Below are 19,755 nucleotides of genomic sequence, written 5' to 3'. Positions count from 1 at the left end.
CGACCAGGGCATCTGATTTCGAAGGAATTCATCATGCGCACCGTCGCCAGTATCGCCGCTACCCTTGCCCTCGCTTCGCTCGCCACCGCGGCAAGCGCGGCCAGTCCGGCTAAGGCACCCATGGAGAAATGCTATGGCGTGAGCCTGGCAGGCAAGAATGATTGCAAGGCCGGGGCCGGGACCAGCTGCGCGGGGTCTTCGCACGCGAATTATCAAGGGGATTCCTGGAAATACGTCAAGGCAGGCACCTGCACCTCGATCAAGACCCCCAAAGGCTTTGGTTCGGTCAGCCCCCGGGCATGACCGCTACGCCGGGGCGCCGACCTGGGCGTCCCGGCGACCAGCAAGGGATTTCGACATGATCAACCAAGTCTACGGCCGAATTTGCGAAGGCCTCGAACGAGCTATCCCCAACGCCGCCTTGCTGTTGACGGCGCGACTCAGCATCGCCGCCATTTTCTTCCTATCCGGCCGGACCAAGGTGCAAGGTCTCCTGACCATTACCGACGGGACCAACGAATTGTTTCGCACGGACTATGCGCTTCCGGTGATCCCACCCGAGGTCGCCGCGCACGCCGCCACTTATGCGGAGCATTTCTTCCCGATCCTGCTCGTCCTCGGGTTGTTCACTCGCCCGGCCGCTTTGGCACTGCTCGGAATGACCGCAGTGATCCAGATTTTCGTTTATCCGGACGCTTGGCCAACCCATTTGTCGTGGGCCGGCCTGTTGCTGCCACTCATCGCGCGAGGCGGCGGCGTCTGGTCGCTGGACACACTGGTGAGCAGGGATCGCAAGCTCGTTTATTTGTCGCCAGCGAGCGGATCCTAAGAGTGTTCGCGGTCGTAGCGAATGATGGCCGCCGATTGACAGGTTTCCGGGCTGCCCGCAGGTTATCTCGGTGTAGTTTCTTTCGATGCTGTTCGTCTTGATCAGCGTCTTCGTAGGCCTGCCAATGCCTCAGTCGGCTCAGGCGCTCGGCGTCCCCATGGCCCAGACCCATCTTGCCGCGACGTCTGGCAGCGACCGCTCTAAGTGTCGGCAGCGACCGGAAGTGGGTGGGAAGCGGACATTGCCTTTCTTCGCTTTACAGGTCGGGTTATCGTTTGCAGTCAGCAGCACGCGCTTTGAAAAGGATGATCGCCATTAAGGTAGGAGGTCCGTAGATTAGGGATGCCCACGCATCTAGGATCGGGTTCGAAAGCTGAACGAAAGGAAGTCTACTGAAAGGCTCGTCAGCGTTCGCGAACCACAAGAGCAGCGACGGTACGCTTATCATGATCCAAGTCACGCCGAGACAACCAAACGCTGGTTCTTGGAATTTCCCCATCCGTTTTCAGTGGGCCTGAATCTCAGTGGCTGCAACTAGGTCGATGGTCGACGATTCGCTGCTGGCTTCACCGTGTTCTAGCTCGAACGTCTGAAACTGGGGCAAAAGCCGACGGCCTGCTACTGGCGATCGCGCCCGTCACGCCTAGCGGATCATTCTGGCTGGAAACCGGACATTACCCGACTAGCTCCGCCACTCTTTCAGACGGGCCTCCACATAATTGGGGATCTGGTTTGCTAGGCCGAGGTTTTCCTGACGAATGGAGAAGCCAAAGGTCCGCCCATCTCGGTAGACTGTGAGGAGACAATTATACGTCTCACGCCCGTTTATATCCGGGGAACTTTGGCAAGAGGGAACTCGCCAGTCGGGCGGCAAATGCTCCACGCCGGAATGGGGTATGAGATAGAATAGGTCATTGCCCTGACCCGCCGTCCCCTTCTCGCCGACCATCCAGTAGACCCTATCCCAGCTGCGCATCGGGTCGGGCCTCACTTCGCTATTCTTACCGAGTTCCTCCGCTACCTTGGTCATGTCCGTTAGCCGGTCGCCGGGAAACTCTCTCGCTTCCTTTCCGCCAAGCACATTCACGACTATGTCTGCTTCAACCTGGTCCGAATAGCCGTGGAACCACCGACTGTAGCCATGAACGCCTTGAGCGAGTTGATTGGCGGGAAAAAGTAGCCAGATGGACTGGTCAGGCTCCTTGTCGAAGCCCTTCACTCCCGCCAACCATGGCAAGCTAAAGTTCCGCATGAACTCATACTTGTGCGGCACCCCGTAGGAAATGCCGTTTATCTTGTACTGGGTGGATCTGGATCCGAGGTACGACTCAGCGGCGAGTGCCGCGACTATGGCCGCACCGCTTGCTAGGATGATCTGGAGCCGAGTCACAATGCGAGTATCCGCAATTCTGCCAATGTCCGCAATTGGGTCGGTGGTCGGTAGGCCGCTTCTAGCGTCCGCAGTTCCAGAGAGTTAGGGCGCCAAAATCGCTCTCTAAAAGTCTGTACTTGGCCCGGGAAGTGGCGCTTTCCGGGAATCCCTTCCAAGTAACAAATCAAGTCTTTACAATAGGTTGACTGGTGGCGGAGGAACGCGTCAGAGCCGAACGCGTCTTTAAAAAACTTGAAAGCTTGCTCTCCATTCTTGGCAGCACTTTCCCTCAATGTCAGCTACGCGCCCACCATGCGACGTTAGGGCATGCCCGAGCGGCCCCTGAAAGCAGTCGTCGAGTTTTAGTATGTACTCGCGATTTGACCTGAAAGCTTGCCGTAAGGATAAAAAGGACCCCGACTTAATCACTCCCAAACCTTCCGAGCCCGCCGTGCAAGGTAGGCATCATCGCAGAGATAAGCTGACCGCCCAATCCGACGAGTCCCAGAGGGGTGGCCAGTGCTGAAGCCCATTGTGGTATGCTCTGACCTCGGATCACGTCCGCGAGGAGTGCCTCACTGACCATGGTCAGCGTGAACGCTATCGCGGCGATCGACAGCAGTTGCCCAAGGGTGAAAAATCGATCGCTGGTAATACGGCGCGCTACGAACGCGCTGGCAATCACCAAGATCGGAATCTCCAGCAGGACGGCAGCAGTTTCCCCGAGCCGAGGCGCTACCACGAGGGCGCGACCGACCCCCATTGCGAAGGCAAAGGCGAAGATGATCAGGAAGTAGACAAGCCCCGTGAGGATGACGACGATTGGCCTCGGCCGGAAAAGCTGGTCGGTCATTGGGCGCGCGTCATAGCGCACCTTGGGCGCGTTGAGCCGAGAAAGCTAATGGGGTCAAACGGTGGACATCTCCCGCAAACGTCGCTTCGGAGTTTGAAAAAGTCTAGGTGGACGATCGCACGTTCGAGAGTGACGTCTAAGCGCCCAGAGTCCGCTGCTTACGTCGATCCCGAAAGTCGGAATTCAATCATCGTTCGAACGGCATCTTTCATGGTCCTACAATTGACTTGTCCACAACCGATCAGTAGTGACTTGGCATGACCATGGATACCTCATCGCTCAACTCACCGGCCGAGACGATGCTTGAAGGCCTCGGTCGCATAAAAGTTCCTAAGTCGAGCGACGTTCTCGCCGAACGCTTGAAGCAGGAGATCCTCAGTGACGGATATGCATTGGGTGCCGCGCTGCCGACCGAGCGTGAATTGGTTTCGACGACAGGACTGAGCCGTGGATCGGTGCGCGAAGCTCTGCGCATTCTAGAAGCTCAAGGCCTCGTGAACACGCGCGCCGGAAGATACGGCGGTACTACCGTGTCGCAACCGACCACAGTGCAGCTTGCCAGCCACGTCAACCTTTACGCCAAGGGTCGCAGCCTTCCGCTCAACGCGCTCGTAGAGGTAAGGTTGGCACTGGAACCAATGGTAGCCGAACTGGCAGCCGAGCGCCGCACTGAGGAGGATTTGGCGACCCTCCGTGCTATCTCGGACCGGATCGCCTGGGCCTCCGAAAACGACCTGACCGCGTTTCTTGAGGAAAACGTCAACTGGCACGACGCCCTTGCTGCTGCCAGCCATAATGATCTTCTGCACGCGCTTGCAACATCGGTCAGTGGTCTCATGTTCGAGGCATCGCAGATTGAAGAGTTCGCCTCGACCGAAGTGCGCGAACGGGTCCGCCACGCGCATGCGCGCATCCTCGAAGCGATCGAGGCGGGCGATGCCGAACTGGCGCGCAGCCGCGTCGAGCGCGACGTTCAGGCCTATGCCGCGATCTTGGCAGCGACGCTGGCTGCCACGACTGCCGCAACTGCGGCTAAAGACTGAGGTTGCTCTAGTTCGGGGACACGACTGTCGGATGAATAGGGCGTCGCTGAGGACCGAGGTGCATTGGGGCCGCGCGGTAACTTGTTATAGCGAACGAGCGACAACGCTTGCCCAACGCATGGCCGCAATCGTAGCTGAACAACCTGGGGCGATCGCGGTAGTCGAGGGGATCGAGCGCCTAACCTACGCCGAACTTTACTCTCAAGCGGGCTCGCTGGCAGCAATGCTGGCAGTGAGCGGTGTCGGCGCTGGCGACCGGGTTGCGGTGATGCTTGTCAACGGGGTCGATGCCATCAGGGCAGTCGTCGCGATCCTGCGGCTCGGGGCGGTGCTTGTTGCCATCGGCGCCCGCTCGCGCGCGCCGGAACTGGATTATATCTGTGCCGACTGCACGCCGTCGGCGATCATCTATGAGCCCGAGTTTACCGAGGTCATCGGCGGTGCGCCCGCCGTTCCCTCGGCGCGGTTCGACGTGACGGCGGCCGCGTGGCGAACGGCAATCGCGCGGGGCGACGTGCCCCCGACCATAGCGTCTGTCGATGAGGAGGATATGTTTGCGATCCTCTACACCTCGGGCACGACCGGTCAGCCCAAAGGCGCGATGCTGACACATTTGGGCGCAATCCATTCGTGCCTGCACTGGCGTGACGCGTTCGGACTTGGCGACGACGAGCGCACGCTGGTGTGTGTCCCATGGTCGCATGTCAGCGGTCTGTGCGGCGTCGTCATGCCGTTCCTTTACCTCGGCGGTACATTGGTCATGCTGCCCAACTTCAAGCGCCGCGCGGCACTTGAGCTCGCTGCGCGCGAACGGATCACGCACGCGCTGATGGTCCCGGCGATGTACGGGTTGTGCCTGCTCGAGGCCGACCTGGCCAACTTCGATCTCAAATGCTGGCGGATCGCGGCCTATGGCGGCGCGCCGATGCCCGAGCCGACAATCACGCGCTTCGCCGGTGCTTTTCCGTGGCTCGCCATGTGCAATGCCTATGGGGCAACTGAGACGACCTCGCCCGCAACGATCATGCCGCCGGGCGAAGGGACCGAGCGACTGGCCAGCATTGGCCGGGTGGTGAGGTGCGGCGACATCCGCGTCATGGACGATCACGGCCGCGAAGTGCCAGTCGGCACCGATGGCGAGCTGTGGATTGCCGGCCCGATGGTTGTGCCCGGCTATTGGCGCAACCCAGAAGCGACCGCGGCGGCGTTCGTCGGCGGCTATTGGAAGTCGGGGGATATCGGCAGCATCGACGCCGAGGGCTATGTTCGCATCGCCGACCGCAAGAAGGACATGATCATCCGCGGCGGCTTCAAAGTCTATCCGGCCGAGGTTGAAAGCGTGCTCGCGGGCCTCGACGGGGTGATCGAAGCGGCGGTGGTCGGGCGCAATGACGACATGCTGGGCGAGGCCGTCGTCGCGTTCGTGACGGCCGAGGACGGTCGACTGACAGCGGATTGCGTGCACGCGTGGTGCGAGGAGCGGCTGTCCGATTATAAAGTGCCCAGAGATATTGTGATCGAAGCCGACGCGCTGCCGCGCAACGCCAATGGCAAGATCCAGAAAGCCGACCTGCGCGAGCGGGCGACGGCGCTGTTCGGGATCACCGCGTGACCAACGGCGCCATTCTCCCACGCACTCCCGTGCTCGTCGGCGTCGGCGTCGCCTGGCGCCGCGAGGACGACTGGACGCAGGCGCTGGAGCCAATCGACTTGATGCTCGAGGCCGTTCGTTCCGCAGGCGCCGATTCCGGTGCTCCCACGTTGCTGGCCGAAGTTGGGACGATCGCCGTGCCGCGCGGACGGTGGCGCTATCGCAATCCGTCGGGCGAGATCGCGCGCGCGATCGGCGCAACCGGGGCCACGACTATCGTGTCGAGTGTCGGCGTGTTGCAACAGGCGCTGGTTGCCGACGCCTGTCAGGCGATCATGGACGGCCGGGTCGACAGCGCGCTTGTTGCCGGGGCGGACGCTGGCTACCGGCTGCTGCGCGCGAAGATGGGCGGCATGCGCGCCCAGGAGCGGGATCAGGACGACGAGCCGGACGTGCGGCTGGAGCCAAAGGCCGAACTGCGCCACCCGGCCGAAGTCGCTGCCGGCCTGACCATGCCGGTCGGACTTTATGCGCTGATGGACAGCGCTCGGCGGGCGGCAGCCGGGCTTTCGGTCGGTGATCATCGCGATCGGCTGGCGGCGCGCTATGGCCGCTTCTCCGAGATTGCGGCGGCAAATTTTGACAGCTGGACGCGCGCGCCGCTCGATGCAGCGACGATCCGTGACGACGGCCCGCGCAACCCGATGCAGGCATTCCCCTACACACGCGCGCATTGTTCAACGTGGAACGTCGACCAGGCGGCGGCGCTGCTATTCTGTTCGGCCGAGCGCGCGGCGGCGCTTGGCATCGATCGGTCGCGGTGGATATTCCCGGTGGCGAGTGCCGAATCGAACCACATGGTCCCGCTGTCGGCACGGGCCGATCTGGTACGCTCCCCCGGCGCCGATGCGACCGCGCGTACGGTGCTCGACATCGGCGGCGTCGCGGCAGCCGACATCGACCTGATCGAACTTTACAGCTGTTTTCCGGTCGCAGTCGACGCTTTTGCAGATGCGCTCGACCTGCCCCCCGATCGCGACCTGACCATCACCGGGTCGATGGCCTTCGCGGGCGGTCCGTATAATAATTATTTTTTCCAGGCCACGGCACGTGCGGCCGCCTTGCTGCGACAGGGCGCCGGGCGGACGGCGCTGCTTTCGTGCGTGTCCGGCATCCTCACGAAGCAAGCGTTTGCGCTGTGGTCGACCGATCCACCAGACAAGGGCTTCGTCCGGCGCGATGTCACCACCAAAGTCGCCGCGTCCACAGGCGAATTGACGGTCGTCGAAAATTATACCGGCGGTGGCCAGATCGTGGGCTGCACCGTCTTGCACGCACGCGGCGAAACGCCCCGGGCGATCGCGTTGATCGACACCGACGGCGGTGCGCGCGCCCTCGCCGTGTCAGACGCGGCCGAGACCATCGCCGGGATGGAACGAGACGAGTGGGTCGGACGCACGGTGCGCGTGATGGCCGGCGTGCTGGCGGCATGAGCGCGCGCCCGGAACGCGCCGACGACGTTTGCGCGCTGCCCCTGGTGCGGCGGATGGCCGCGCTGTTCGACCGCGACCCCGCCGACTTTGCCGAGGGAGGGCCGCTGCCGCGTGGCTGGCATGTCGCGCTGTTCAATGTGCCGACACGGCAATCGGACCTGCGCGCCGACGGGGCCGCGCACCTGGGATTTACGCTGCCCGACCTCGGCCTGCCGCGCCTGATGATAGGCGGGCGGAAAATCGACTTCATCGGCGACATCCCGATCGGCGCGCGCGTCAACCGGACCAGCCGAGCGGGCTCCGTCACGCACAAGACCGGAAAGTCCGGGCGTTTCGCGTTGGTCGATGTCGAACACCAGATCCGCGTCGACGGTCGCGATCAGCCGGTGGTAATCGAGACCAACAGCTATGTGCTCCGTGAAGCCGTCATCGGTTCGCCGGTGGTCCCGCCACCTTCGGCGGCCGCGGTGATCCCGCCGGCAGAGGTCGTGCGCACCTTCGTCCCCGACGAGACGACGTTGTTTCGCTATTCGGCCATCACCGACAATCCGCATCGGATCCACTACGACCTCGCCTATGCACGGTCGGAGGGTTACCCGGCGCTGGTCGTGAACGGGACCGTACCGACGATGTTCTTGCTCGAGATGCTGCGCACGTATGCCGGGAGCGAACCGACAGGCTGGCGCAGCCGCAACCTGGCGCCGATCCTGTGCGGGGCGCCGCTGACGTTGACGCTGGCGCGCGCGGGCGACGAATGGTCACTGCGCGCGCATGGACCGGCGGGCGAAGTCGCGCTGGACGCGAGGGCGTGGACATGAGCGACGCGACGACATCGCAGACGCCCGCTCTGTGGCCCGGCGCCCTGGAAGAGGCACGGGAACTGATCGGGGTCGAGCTGCGCCGCACCGGCCAGCAGTGGAACCGCGAAGCCTCGCCCGATGCGGTTCGCCACTTCTGCTGGGGGATCGGCGACGACAATCCGCTCTACACCGACCCGGACTATGGGGCGGCGTCTCCCTATGGATCGGCGCTGGCGCCCGGCTGTTTCCTCTACACGATCGACACGACGGTCGTCGCGCCCAAGCTGCGCGGAATCCAGTGGTTGTATGGCGGGACCGACTTCGAATGGTATGAACCGATCCGCCACCGCGACGCCTTCACGGTCAGCGCAAAGCTGCTCAATGCGGTCGAAAAGGCAGGCGGCAAGGCGGCGAAGTTCATCATCCAGACCGGCGAAACACGCTACACCAACCAGCACGGCCAGCTGGTATGCGTAGCGAACGGCCATACCGCCCGGACCGCACGTTCGAAGGCGAGCGGTGGGCTAAGCTATGCGCCACGCGAACCGCACCGCTATTCGCCCGAGGAACTGCAAGCGATCGGTCACGCGATCGAGACCGAAGAATTGCGCGGCGCCACCCCTCGCTGCTGGGAAGAGGTGGAGGTGGGCACCGCGATCCAGCCGATGCTCAAAGGACCGCTCAACATCACCGACATGATCTGTTGGTATTCGGGCGGCGGTCATAGCTATCAGTCGCACCGCCGCGCGGTGATGCACCGCAAACGCCACCCCGCCGATGCCTTCGTCAATCCTGCGACCGGCGCACAGGACAGCGCGGCGCGTGGCCACACCGAAAGCAAGATGGCGCGCGAAGTGGGCATGCCCGGCGGCTACGACGTCGGCCCGCAGCGCATTTCGTGGATGGGGCAGCAAATGACCAACTGGATGGGCGACGAAGGATTCCTGCGCCGCCTGAGTGTCTCGGTGCGGCGGCCCAATATCTTCGGCGACGTGTCATGGTGCCGCGCCGATATCGTCGACAAGCGCGTCGATGACGGGGCGCATGTCGTCGATCTGGCGTTGCGGGTGGAGAACCAGCTTGGCGAGGTCACGGCGAACGGCACGGCGACCGTTGCACTGCCGTCGCGGACACGCTTCGCTTAAGAGCTGCAGCTTATGACGGCATGCTGACGCAGCAGCCTTGCTGACACACGTTTCCGCCATTCAGATAGTAGCGTCGTCCAATCAGATCATCGGTGTCTGCGTGCTGCGAATCGCTGACTTGCAGTAATTCGCAGCACGACAGCTCGACTAATTCTTGACGCTCAACGTGATACCGTACGTCGCAGGTTGTCCGGTGAACCGCACGGTCGTGTCGAGATAATGCGCTGCGTTGGTGACATAATATTTGTTGAACACGTTCTTGCCCCACACCATCACCTTGTAGCGACGGTCATTGAATTCAAACCCCGCGCGGGCATCCACGACCGAATAGGCGGGGATCACAAACGGCAAGTCGATGTACGATGCATGTCGATCATTGGGCAGGTTTCGGAACTGGATGCTGCGCCCATTGAGCGTCGAGACCGACGACGATTGTCCGCGCAGGTCCGCACCGACGAAAAAGTCTCTGCCCTCGCCAACGTCATGACGGTAATCCGCGCTCAGGCTGTACGACCACTTCGGCGTGAAGGGCAGTTCGCTTCCGGTGAAATCGCACTGTGCCGGAACAGCGGTTGTGCCGCAGCTTCTGCCGTAAGCACTCGGACCGATGAAATGCGTCCCGTTCTTGGTGCGCACTTTCGAGTCAAGGTAGGTCACTGACCCACCCAGCGTGAGCCCTCGGGTCGGGCGTACGGTCACTTCGGCCTCGGCGCCCAGCACCTTGGACTTGGGCACGTTCACAAGGATGTCGAGGACGTCGAAGATCGGATCGACGGTCTTTCCGCGAATTTGCTTGTTGTTGTAGTCATAATAGAAAGCCGCGCCGTTGAGTTGCACCTTGCGGTCGGCCAGCGATAGTTTGAACCCTGCCTCGTATGACGTTACCGATTCCTGCGTCACCGGGAAATACGCCTTGTAGTCCGCGCTGGCGAGGGTCGGGAAACTGCCCGCCTTATATCCTCGCGAGATATTCGCGTAGAACAGAGCGGTGTCGCTCGGCTTGTAGTCCAGGCCGGCGCGCCAAGAGAAATTATGTTCCGACAGCGTGCTCTTGATACGTTCACCCGGCACGCCTTGAGCATTGAGCACGTAGCAGCCGTCAACGCCAATTGGCGTAAACGGATTGCCGGAGAAGCCGCCGATGATGTTGAAGAGTACGGACACCAGACCGTCGCCATTGCCCTTTGAGCACAGCTCTGCGCGATTGCGGGACTTGGTGTAGCGCCCGCCTAATTTCAGGGTCAGAGCGCGGGCAATATCATATTCGCCGTTGGCGAAGACAGCGTAGTTGCGAATCTTCTGCAGGACTTCGCTGCCGGTCGTATTGATAAAGAGCGTGCCAGGAGCAGACGAAGATCCGTTGGCAAATGTCAGGGACTGATCTTCAAAGGTTCGGCTATTTTCATAGTTTGCGCCGACGACCCAACGGAATGGACCCTTGCCAGTGTTGGCTAGGCGCAGTTCCTGATTAAACGACTTTATGTTGGCCAGCCCGTCGCCGATATTGGCCACTGCCTGCGCCGTGCCGTCCTTGTCGCTGTAGAGATGCTGATTGAAATGCAGATACGACGTAATCGAGGTGAGCGTCGCCACGTCGCCGACATCGAGGTCTGCGCGCAACGCCCCCTGGATGAACTTACGGTTGCTTCGCGGACGTAGCGACGCAGTGGTCTTCGGGACCACACTGAAGTCACCATTGGCAATGTCGTTGAACACGAAATAATTCGCTGTTGTGGTCCAATCGGCGGCTCGCGGATCCAGCGGTGCAAATGGGGCAGCGCTTACGCCGGGCTGTACGGCAGCGGGGTTCTGCGCGCGGACGGCGATCAATTGCGCCGCCTGCGGTTCGCTCTTGTCCTGCCAGGCGGTCACGGTGCCGCGAAGCCGGAGCGCACTGCTCGGCTGGGCCGTCAGCGTCAGCCGCCCGGCCAGATATTTTTGCTTTCCGTTGCGGTCACCGGGGCGGGTCAGGCTGTACTGCCAACCGTCGCTGTCGGCCGCGCTGACGGCCAGGCGGAACCCGGCGTTCGGGCTTAGCGGGCCACTGACGAAGGCGTTGCCGCTACGATAGTTGAACCGACCGTAGCTTGCGTCCGCTCCATAGCGGAAGGTCTTCGTCGGCTTGGCCGCAATATAGTTGATGGCGCCGCCGGTCGCGTTCTGGCCAAATAGGGTGCCCTGCGGCCCTTTTAGCGCCTCGACCCGGTCGAGATCGAACGCCGCCCGCAACGTAAGCACGGGAAATGGCAAGGGAACTTCATCGGTGTAGACGCTCACCGACGGATAGACCCCGAGGCTCTCCTCGTTGAAGCCGATGCCACGCAGCGTGTAAATCGGAGTGTTGGTGCCGCTTTCGGCATATTTCAGGCCAGGAACCGCTGCGGCGATATCCTGGACCGATGTGATACGCCGGGTGGCCAACATCTCGGCGCCGATCGCGGTCACCGACAGACCCACCTTGTTGAGCGACTCTTCGCGCTTGTTGGCGGTCACGACGATTTCGACGACGTCTGGGTTACTTGAAGAAGGCTTTGCCGCCTGTGCAGCAGACGGAGTCTGCGCCGCGGTTTGCGCCTGCGCTACGGACGCCAGTCCGACGGCCAGCGCCATCATCCCCGTTCCATAAGCTACGCCTCGGACAGCAGTCATGGCCTTATCCCCTCAATTATTCTTATCAGATCCATTCTGCCCAAAAAAACCGCATTGTCAATTGTAGGACCGTAGAACCCAAGCTTATTGCTATCCTACGGTAGGACCATTGACACAAATGGACGTCACACCTTATGCTTTTCGAAAGATTATTTGCTAGGAGAGCTCCTATGGCGCACGCCCGTTCAAGCGAAGTCGATGCGGTGATTATCGGTGCGGGATTTTCTGGACTCTACATGCTGCACCGGCTGCGCGAGCAGGGCTTCACCACCCGCCTGATCGAGGCCGCCGCCGGCGTTGGCGGGACGTGGTTTTGGAATCGCTACCCCGGTGCGCGATGCGACTCCGAAAGCCATTATTATTGTTATTCCTTCTCCGAAGAAATTCGAAAAGGTTGGAAATGGAGCTGCCGCTATCCGGCACAGCCTGAGATTCTCGGCTATCTCAATTTCGTGGCCGACCAGCTCGACCTCAAAAAGGACATTGATTTCAGCACGCGCATGTTGGCCGGCAATTACGACGAAGAGACGCAGAAGTGGCTCGTCGATACCGATAAAGGTGAGACGGTACGGGCCCGCTTTCTGATTACCGGCGTGGGAAATACGTCGACACCGGCCAAACCGGCCATACCGGGGATCGAAAGCTTTGCCGGCAAGGTCTACCACACCGCGCTGTGGCCAGCCGAAAAGATCGATTTCACGGGGCAACGCGTAGGCCTGATCGGCACCGGGTCGAGCGGAATTCAGAGTACGCCGATGATCGCCGAGCAAGCCGATCAACTCACCGTCTTTCAGCGCACCGCAAATTACAGCGTTCCCGCCCGCAACTATAATTTGACTGAAGACATGCGGCGTGAGCGAGAAGAGAATTACGACGAAATGCGACGGATGGTGCTCGCGTCGCCGATCGGCATGCCGTTCGAGATACCTCAAAAATCGGCGCTCGAAGTCTCAGATGAGGAGCGAAAGGCCACGCTCGACAAGCTGTGGGAGCTTGGCAGCTTCCGGTTCATGTTCGCCAGCTACAAGGACATCGTCCTCGACCTCAAAGCGAACGCAACCGTAGCGGGTTATATCGAGGCGAAGATTCGCGCCACCGTCAACGATCCGGCGAAGGCTGATATCCTGTGCGAGTTCAACCATCCGGTCGGAACCAAGCGACCGCCGATCGACACTAATTATTACGAGACCTTCAACCGCAATAATGTTTCCATTGTGAGCGTCCGGACGAACCCGATCAAGGAGGCGCGGGCCGATGGCCTGGTGATGACGAACGGCGATCATCACCGGCTCGACGCCATTGTGTTCGCAACCGGCTTCGACACCGTTACGGGTACGCTGATCAAGCTCAACCTGCGCGGCAAGGGTGGCCTGTCGCTGGCGGAAAAATGGACCGATGGGCCGCGTGCCTATCTCGGCCTCTGCTCGGCGGGTTTCCCCAACTTGTTCATGATCACGGGACCAGGAACTCCCGGGATTCTGACCAACTTTCCAGGCTGCATCGAGCAGAATGTAGATTGGATCACAGACGTGATGGTTCGCATGCGCGACACCGGCGCGGTGGAGATCGAGGCTTTGGTGGATGCCGAATCGCAATGGGTGGAAGACATCGTCAAGGTCGCGGATACGACGCTGCTGACCAAGGTCGATTCATGGTATATGAACTCGAACCTTCCCGGAAAGCCACGCGTCTTCACCGCTTATTTCAGCGGAATGCAGACCTATGCCGGGGTCTGCGCGGATGTCGCCCGAAGCGGGTATGCGGGGTTCGATATTCGCAGCCATGAAATGGCGGAAGCCGCTGCGTGAGTTGATTGAGGCGTGCTCGGCGTTAACCGATCACGCCTTCAGCGGTCAGACGGTCGAAGACTTCCGCAGATAGGCCCAGCATGCCGCGCAAGACGCGCTCGTTATGCTCCCCGACGACCGGGCCACGGCTGCCCGTCGCGATCGGATGCCCGCCGATATTCCAGGGCGCCCTAAACAGTATCTCGGAGCCCAGGCCGGGCAGGGTGACCGTATCGGACAAGCCCCGCGCCCCGAATTGACGACTGTTCCACAGCCCGTCGATATCGTTGACGGGTGAAGCGGGCACCCCCGCTGTGCGGAGCCGAGTGACGAGCGCATCGCGGTCCTGAGTCGAGGTCCATGCCGCCAGTCCCGCATCCAGCGCTTCGCGCCCGGCGATGCGGCCATCGAGGCTGGAATTTTGAGCATCGCCTGCCCATGGCTGATCGCCGACAACACGCGAGAGCGCAAACCAGTCGTCATCGTCGCGCACGGCGATCGACAACCAGTTATCGTCGCCTGCCGTCGGATAAATTCCGTGCGGGGCCATCGCCGGATGCGCGTTGCCCAAGGCTGCAGGCTGCTGCCCTTCGACCTGTGCTTCCAGAGCATAAGGTGCGAGTGTGGCAAACAGCGCTTCGGTCTGCGACAGGTCGATGTAGCACCCCCGCCCGCAAGTTTCGCGGCGCGCAAGGGCAGCAAACAAGGCGACCAGTCCGTGCGCGGCGGCGTTGGGATCGCCGATTGCGAAGTTGAGCGCGCCGGTCGGCAATTCGCCGCGATATCCGACCAACGATTCAAGACCCGCGAAACTTGACATGGTCGGCGCATAGGTTCGCATGTCGGCGAGCGGCCCGAATTGCCCAGCACCCGACATCGCCAGCATGACCAGACCCGGGTTGATGGCACTCAGCGCATCATAGCCGATGCCCGACCGCTCGACCGAACCTGCTGACATGTTTTCGAGCACGACGTCGCAGGATTTTGCCAGCTGTTTCAACAAATCGACGCCCGCCGGCTCCTTGAGGTTGAGCGTGATCCCGAGCTTGCCCTTGTTAATCTGATGGAACATCGGCGACATGTCGATCGTGTCGCCCTCGACCCGCTGGCCGTTGCGGATGATGACGCCCGACAGTCGCGAATTGTCGGGCCGAGCGCGATGCTCGACCTTGATGACTTCGGCCCCCAACTGGGCAAGGATGCTGCCCACTTGCGGCGCGGCCCACACCCATCCCAGATCGAGGACGCGCAGGCCGGCAAGCGGGCTAGTGCCCGTCGCGCGCGGCCCGCCTGCCTGAGAGAGAAGCGTCCCCGCCATATTCGGGGTCTGCTTCTCGCCGCGCATTTCCGCGACCCGAAACGGCAATCCCGGGCCGACCAGTTCGCCAGACGTCCACGGTCGCAAGAACCCGCGTTCGGCGAATTGCGGCGTCGCGATCACGTCTCCCAAGTCACGGAGGGGCGCGATCGTCAGCCGGAAACGATCGGCGATGTCTTCGATCTCGGCCTTCGTCCGCGCGGCGAGCCATGGCATGATGAGCGCATCGACTTCTTCGGGATATTGCTGCCCCATTGCGCGCAGCTTCTGGTAGCGTGGCTCCTGCGACCATTCGGGCGAACCCATCGCTTCGATGAAGCGCTGCCATTCGGGGCGTGTCCGACCCGACAGGCAGACCGCGCCATCGGCGCAGGGCAGGATGACGAAAGGGTAGGCCCCGCCCGAATCGGCAGCACGGCGCCCCGCGCGTTTCCAGCTCATCCCATGATGGATATAAAAGCGGCAGTTGACCCCGACGTAATGCGCCAGCACGTCCGCCAACGCGATATCGACGACACGACCACTGGCCGGCGCTGCCCCGGCCAGCCGCGCCGCGAGGCAAGCCGCGGCCAGATGCGCGCCAGCCTGACATTCGAGGACGCCGGGCGGGATGGTGAGTGGAGCCCGACCTTGCTCGCCCAGCGCCCAGGCGACACCCGCCTCGGCCTGTGCATCGATCGCGGCGGCCGGTACGTCGGCCAGCGGGCCAATCAGGCCAAATACCGTCGTCGCGCCAAACACTGTGTCGGGCTGAGCGGACGCTAGGTCACCAATTGACCGGCCGGTCAGCGTCGCCAGACGAGCGGGATCGTCGGTGATCACAAGGTCGGCGGACGCGATTGCGTCGGACGCCGCCGCGATCGGCGTCGCACCTTTCTCGGCCGCATAATAGGCCATCGCCAGCGCGATCGGCTCGGCTGTGTCGTTTCTTGCCGTTGGCGCGGTTCCGATTCGGGTCACTTCGGCGCCCATCTGCTGAAGCAGCCAGCCGCAATAGGCTCCCGCGATCGTCCCGCTGACCTCCACCACCCGCAGCGGCGTTCCTGTCGTGCCACTCATTGGGCAGGCTCCACTGCATGTTCGGCAATTGCGGCGCCTTCGCGCAACATTGTCGTGATCGTGGCTCGATCGAAGCCGCATTCCTGCAATATGTCGGTCGTATGCTCACCCAAGCGCGGCGCGGGCCGCGTAAGGTTGACGGGCTGACCGTCGGCAATCCACGGAAGCCGGACGTGCGGCACTCCGTCGAGATCGGCGAACGTCCCACGTTCAGTGGTCGCATCGGCCACAACCGCTTCTTCCAGCCCGGCGACCGGGGTGACTGGCACTCCCGCGGCGCGTAGTCGACCAACCCACACGGCAACGTCTTCACGCGCCAGCGCAGCGGTCATGCAGACCGTCAGTGCGCTGTTGTTTCGGCTGCGATCGGCAACGGTCAGGAAGCGCGAATCGTCGACCAGTTCGGAGAGGCCGAGCACCCCGGCGACGCGCTCCCACAATCGCTGGTTAGGCGCGGCGATCATCAGGTCGCCATCACCCGCAGGATAGACTTCGTAGGGCGCAGCGATAGGGTTGCCCGAACCGGCGCGCTTGGGCCGCTGCCCGGTCATCCGCGCCGTTGTTGCCTGATAGGCAACCAAGCTGAACGCAGTGTCGATAAGCGCGGTCTCCATCGCGCGGACGGGTTGGCCGCGGTGCTTGGCCAGCATCGCCGCAACCACGCCCATTGCCACCCACTGGCCGCTGCCCAGATCGACAACCGAGGGCGCACAGCGCACCGGTGGCGCGCCATCATGGCCGTTCATCCGCATAATACCGGTAAATGCCTGCACCAGCGGATCGTAACCGGGCAGATCGCGCCCGACGGGCCCCGCCCCGAACGCGTTAAGCGCGTAATAAAGAATGTCGGGGTTCACTGCGCGCACTGCATCCTCGCCGATGCCGATTCGCTCGGCGACGCCCGGACGCATGCTCTGAAGCAGGACGTCGGAACGAGCCGCGATCGCCAACGCTGCCTTGCGTCCGGCATCGGTCCGAAGGTCGAGACCGATACCGCGCTTGCCCGCATTCATATGACGGTGAACGACGCTCGCGCCATCGATGTCGGGCGCCCAGGCGCGCGCATCGTCACCCGTAGGCGCCTCGACCTTGATGACATCGGCACCAAGTTGAGCAAGGATCATGGTGGCATATGGGCCTGCCATGTTCGTCGAGAAATCGACGATGCGGATTCCGGCCAGGGGGGCGAAGGGAGCGCTAAGGGCAACGTCGGAAGCGCTTGGTTTTGTCACGTTCGCCCCCTAGTAACTGTGGAAGTCCTAATGTAGGACCATAGAAACTGGTGGTCAAGCACGACCGCAGGAAAGGCGATGCCAGTGCCAGCGAGCGAAGTCGAAATTGCCGCCACGTCGCGGGCATCCCTCTGGACGTTCGCAGACGTTTGGGAAGCGATCGCTGCTGCTGTTCCCGACCGGACCGCGCTGCGCCACGGCGACCGGCACGTCAACTGGGGCGATTTCGACCGTCGGGCAAACGGGATCGCAGCCGCGCTGCTTGCAGCCGGGCTGACGACGCAGGACAAGGTTGCGCTGTATCTCCACAATGCCCCCGCCTACCTCGAAAGCACGTTTGCGGCGCTCAAGGCGCGGTTGGTCCCGGTCAACACCAATTATCGCTACACCGGCGACGAACTCGTCCAACTGTGGACCAACGCCGACACCGCCGCCGTCGTTTTCCATGGGACGTTCGCAAGCCAGGCAGAAGCGGTGCGTGAGCGATGCCCCCGGGTGAAACTGTGGCTGTTCGTCGATGACGGTGAAGCTCCCTGCCCCGCTTGGGCTGCTCCTTATGAACTGGCGGCGCAAGGACCAGCCGCGACAGGCATCCCTCCTGCGGCGCGCAGTGGAGACGACCAGATCCTGATCTATACCGGCGGCACCACGGGCCTGCCGCGCGGGGTGATGTGGCGTCAGCACGATCTGTTCCTGGCGTCGAACACGACCGGCGATCCCGAGGCCGCCGATTATGACCACGTCCGCGGCCGACTTCGCGATACGACGGCGCCGGTCGGCCTTCCTGCCGCGCCGTTGATGCACGGCACTGGATTTGTCTTCGCCGCGACAATTCTCAATCGTGGCGGGACCGTCGTGACACTGCCCGGCATGTCGTTCGATGTCGCGCAGTTGCTCGACACCGTAACGCGCGATGCGGTGACCGACGTATGCATCGTCGGCGACGCATTCGGTCGCCCGATGGTCGATGCACTCGACGCGGAGCCGGCACGCTGGGACCTCTCGAAACTTCGCGTTATATCCTCATCGGGCATGGCCTGGAGCGCGTCGATCAAGGAGCGACTGCTGCTTCATGCCCCTGATGCCTTACTGATCGATTTCCTCAATTCGAGCGAAGCGAGTGGCATGGGTCGAGCGCTGACCTCTGCAAAAAAAGCCGCGGGGGGCGCACGCTTCCAGCTTGGCAAGAACGCCTGTGTCATCGACGAGTCGGGCCGGCGGATCGCCAAGGGCAGCGGCGAGGCTGGCAGGGTGGCGGTGCGCGGCCATCTTCCGCTTGGATATTACAAGGATCCCGAAAAAACGGCGGCAACCTTTCCGGTAATCGATGGCATACGCTATTCGGTGCCCGGCGACCTGGCGACAATCGGTGACGATGGTACGATCACGCTGCTCGGTCGCGGATCGACCTGCATCAACACCGGCGGCGAGAAGGTTTTTCCCGAGGAAGTCGAGGAGGCGATCAAGTCGCACGATGGCATCACCGATGCACTGGTAATCGGCCTTCCGCACGTCCGCTTTGGCCAGATGGTTGCGGCCGCCGTCGAGTGGGCAGACGGCGCGACTGTAGATGAAGGCAGGCTGCTCGATCACCTGCGCGCGCGGCTGGCCGGACACAAGATCCCGCGCGTCGTCATGGCGGTCGACTCGCTGGGCCGTGGTCCCAACGGCAAGGCCGATCGCCCGGGCATGACGGCGCGGCTCATCGCATGGCATGATGCGCGCGCAACGGAGAAGACCACATGACCGACGCCGAGCCGCATGTCCTTTACGAAAAGCGCGACGGCATCGCTTACGTGACACTCAACCGACCCGACAAGCGCAATGCCTTTTCGCCCGAAATGCTCGTTCGATTGTGCGACATCTGGAAGGACGCAGCCGAGGATCGCGAGGTCCGGGTCGCACTCGTGACGGGCGCGGGCGATCAGGCATTCTCGTCCGGCGGTGACTTGGGCACCACCATCCCGTTGATGATGCGGACGCGCGAGCCCGTGGGAGAATGGGAAGTGCGGTTCGCCGCCGATCGCAAACAGCTCTATCGTGCGATCCTGCGTGGCGCGGACTTCTTCAAGCCGGTCGTGGTGGCGATCAACGGACACGCGCTGGCGGGGGGCGCCGAGTTCGTCCTTGCGACCGACATCCGCGTCATGTCGAGCGACGCAACCATCGGCGTGACCGAAGTCAGGCGCGGGCTGATCGCGGGGGGCGGATCGCTGGTCCGGCTGGCGCGGCAAGTACCTTGGGCGATGGCGATGGAACTGGCCCTGGTCGGCGAGCCCGTCAGCGCACAGGCGGCGCTGGCGATGGGCTTGGTCAACCGCGTCGTGGCATCCGACCAGGTGATGGCCGCCGCCGAAGAACTCGCCCGCAAGATCAGCCTGGGCGCGCCGGTCGCGCTCGCCAAGTCGAAGGAGGCGATGGTCCGCTCCAATGGCCTGTCCTTCGATGAAGCCTTCGCCATCGAGGCGCAATGCACCAAGGACAATGCCGCGACAGACGACGCCAAAGAAGGCCCGCGCGCCTTCATGCAAAAGCGCCCGCCGGTGTTCACCGGACGCTGACCCAAGAAGACCAGAGAGAGGGA

15 protein-coding genes are annotated in these 19,755 nt (G+C 62.5%); 10 read left to right on the top strand and 5 right to left on the bottom strand.

The window, feature by feature from the left end; translation table 11 throughout:
• Positions 1-33: 33 nt before the first annotated feature.
• On the top strand, positions 34-303 hold the full coding sequence (locus tag U1700_RS11815; RefSeq protein WP_332752855.1) for a BufA1 family periplasmic bufferin-type metallophore: 270 nt from the start codon (positions 34-36) through the stop codon (positions 301-303).
• A gap of 55 nt (positions 304-358) precedes the next feature.
• Complete coding sequence (locus tag U1700_RS11810; protein ID WP_332752854.1) at positions 359-829, top strand: DoxX family protein; 471 nt, start codon at positions 359-361, stop codon at positions 827-829.
• A gap of 682 nt (positions 830-1,511) precedes the next feature.
• Here the strand turns inward: U1700_RS11810 and U1700_RS11805 are convergent.
• Together U1700_RS11805 and U1700_RS11800 are read right to left on the bottom strand one after the other, a co-directional pair.
• Positions 1,512-2,219, bottom strand: coding sequence for a hypothetical protein (locus U1700_RS11805; protein WP_332752853.1), 708 nt, complete (start codon positions 2,217-2,219; stop codon positions 1,512-1,514).
• A gap of 403 nt (positions 2,220-2,622) precedes the next feature.
• Positions 2,623-3,054, bottom strand: a complete 432-nt coding sequence (locus U1700_RS11800) for a hypothetical protein (RefSeq protein WP_332752852.1) — start codon at positions 3,052-3,054, stop codon at positions 2,623-2,625.
• A 257-nt stretch (positions 3,055-3,311) separates the two neighbouring features.
• On the opposite strand from U1700_RS11800, the gene U1700_RS11795 reads away from it, so the two are divergent.
• The 5 genes from U1700_RS11795 to U1700_RS11775 all read left to right on the top strand — a co-directional run bounded on the left by U1700_RS11795 (position 3,312) and on the right by U1700_RS11775 (position 9,126).
• A complete protein-coding gene (locus U1700_RS11795; protein ID WP_332752851.1) occupies positions 3,312-4,097 on the top strand; it encodes a FadR/GntR family transcriptional regulator in 786 nt (261 codons plus the stop codon).
• Positions 4,098-4,215: 118 nt separating this feature from the next.
• Positions 4,216-5,709, top strand: a complete 1,494-nt coding sequence (locus U1700_RS11790) for a class I adenylate-forming enzyme family protein (RefSeq protein ID WP_332752850.1) — start codon at positions 4,216-4,218, stop codon at positions 5,707-5,709.
• Positions 5,706-7,181: a hypothetical protein gene (locus U1700_RS11785; RefSeq protein WP_332752849.1), complete on the top strand. Its 1,476-nt coding sequence runs from the start codon at positions 5,706-5,708 to the stop codon at positions 7,179-7,181. The genes U1700_RS11790 and U1700_RS11785 overlap by 4 nt, the downstream gene beginning before the upstream one ends.
• Positions 7,178-7,999: a hypothetical protein gene (locus tag U1700_RS11780; protein ID WP_332752848.1), complete on the top strand. Its 822-nt coding sequence runs from the start codon at positions 7,178-7,180 to the stop codon at positions 7,997-7,999. The genes U1700_RS11785 and U1700_RS11780 overlap by 4 nt, the downstream gene beginning before the upstream one ends.
• Complete coding sequence (locus U1700_RS11775) at positions 7,996-9,126, top strand: FAS1-like dehydratase domain-containing protein (RefSeq protein ID WP_332752847.1); 1,131 nt, start codon at positions 7,996-7,998, stop codon at positions 9,124-9,126. Before U1700_RS11780 ends, U1700_RS11775 begins: the two co-directional genes overlap by 4 nt.
• Positions 9,127-9,273: 147 nt before the next feature.
• Here the strand turns inward: U1700_RS11775 and U1700_RS11770 are convergent, their stop codons facing one another.
• A complete protein-coding gene (locus U1700_RS11770; protein ID WP_332752846.1) occupies positions 9,274-11,739 on the bottom strand; it encodes a TonB-dependent receptor in 2,466 nt (821 codons plus the stop codon).
• 170 nt (positions 11,740-11,909) lie between these two features.
• Here U1700_RS11770 and U1700_RS11765 point away from each other — a divergent pair, with 170 nt between their 5' ends.
• Positions 11,910-13,583: a flavin-containing monooxygenase gene (locus tag U1700_RS11765; RefSeq protein WP_332752845.1), complete on the top strand. Its 1,674-nt coding sequence runs from the start codon at positions 11,910-11,912 to the stop codon at positions 13,581-13,583.
• Between the two features lie 22 nt (positions 13,584-13,605).
• Here the strand turns inward: U1700_RS11765 and U1700_RS11760 are convergent, their stop codons facing one another.
• Together U1700_RS11760 and U1700_RS11755 are read right to left on the bottom strand one after the other, a co-directional pair.
• Entirely contained in the window at positions 13,606-15,939 is a 2,334-nt protein-coding gene (locus U1700_RS11760) for a CaiB/BaiF CoA-transferase family protein (protein WP_332752844.1), read from the bottom strand.
• Positions 15,936-17,171, bottom strand: coding sequence for a CaiB/BaiF CoA transferase family protein (locus tag U1700_RS11755; RefSeq protein WP_332752843.1), 1,236 nt, complete (start codon positions 17,169-17,171; stop codon positions 15,936-15,938). The genes U1700_RS11760 and U1700_RS11755 overlap by 4 nt, the downstream gene beginning before the upstream one ends.
• Positions 17,172-17,249: 78 nt before the next feature.
• Between U1700_RS11755 and U1700_RS11750 the strand changes: the two genes are divergently transcribed.
• Positions 17,250-18,917 (top strand): AMP-binding protein, encoded by a 1,668-nt coding sequence (locus U1700_RS11750; RefSeq protein ID WP_332752842.1) that lies wholly within the window; start codon positions 17,250-17,252, stop codon positions 18,915-18,917.
• Positions 18,914-19,732 (top strand): enoyl-CoA hydratase/isomerase family protein, encoded by an 819-nt coding sequence (locus tag U1700_RS11745; RefSeq protein WP_332752841.1) that lies wholly within the window; start codon positions 18,914-18,916, stop codon positions 19,730-19,732. Before U1700_RS11750 ends, U1700_RS11745 begins: the two co-directional genes overlap by 4 nt.
• Positions 19,733-19,755: the final 23 nt, after the last annotated feature.

It is taken from the genome of Sphingomonas sp. RB1R13, from assembly GCF_036663775.1.
In the GTDB taxonomy this organism is placed as follows: domain Bacteria; phylum Pseudomonadota; class Alphaproteobacteria; order Sphingomonadales; family Sphingomonadaceae; genus Sphingomicrobium.
The sequence above is the reverse complement of the archived record's forward strand: the minus strand, read 5'-3'. Positions and strand labels throughout refer to the sequence as shown.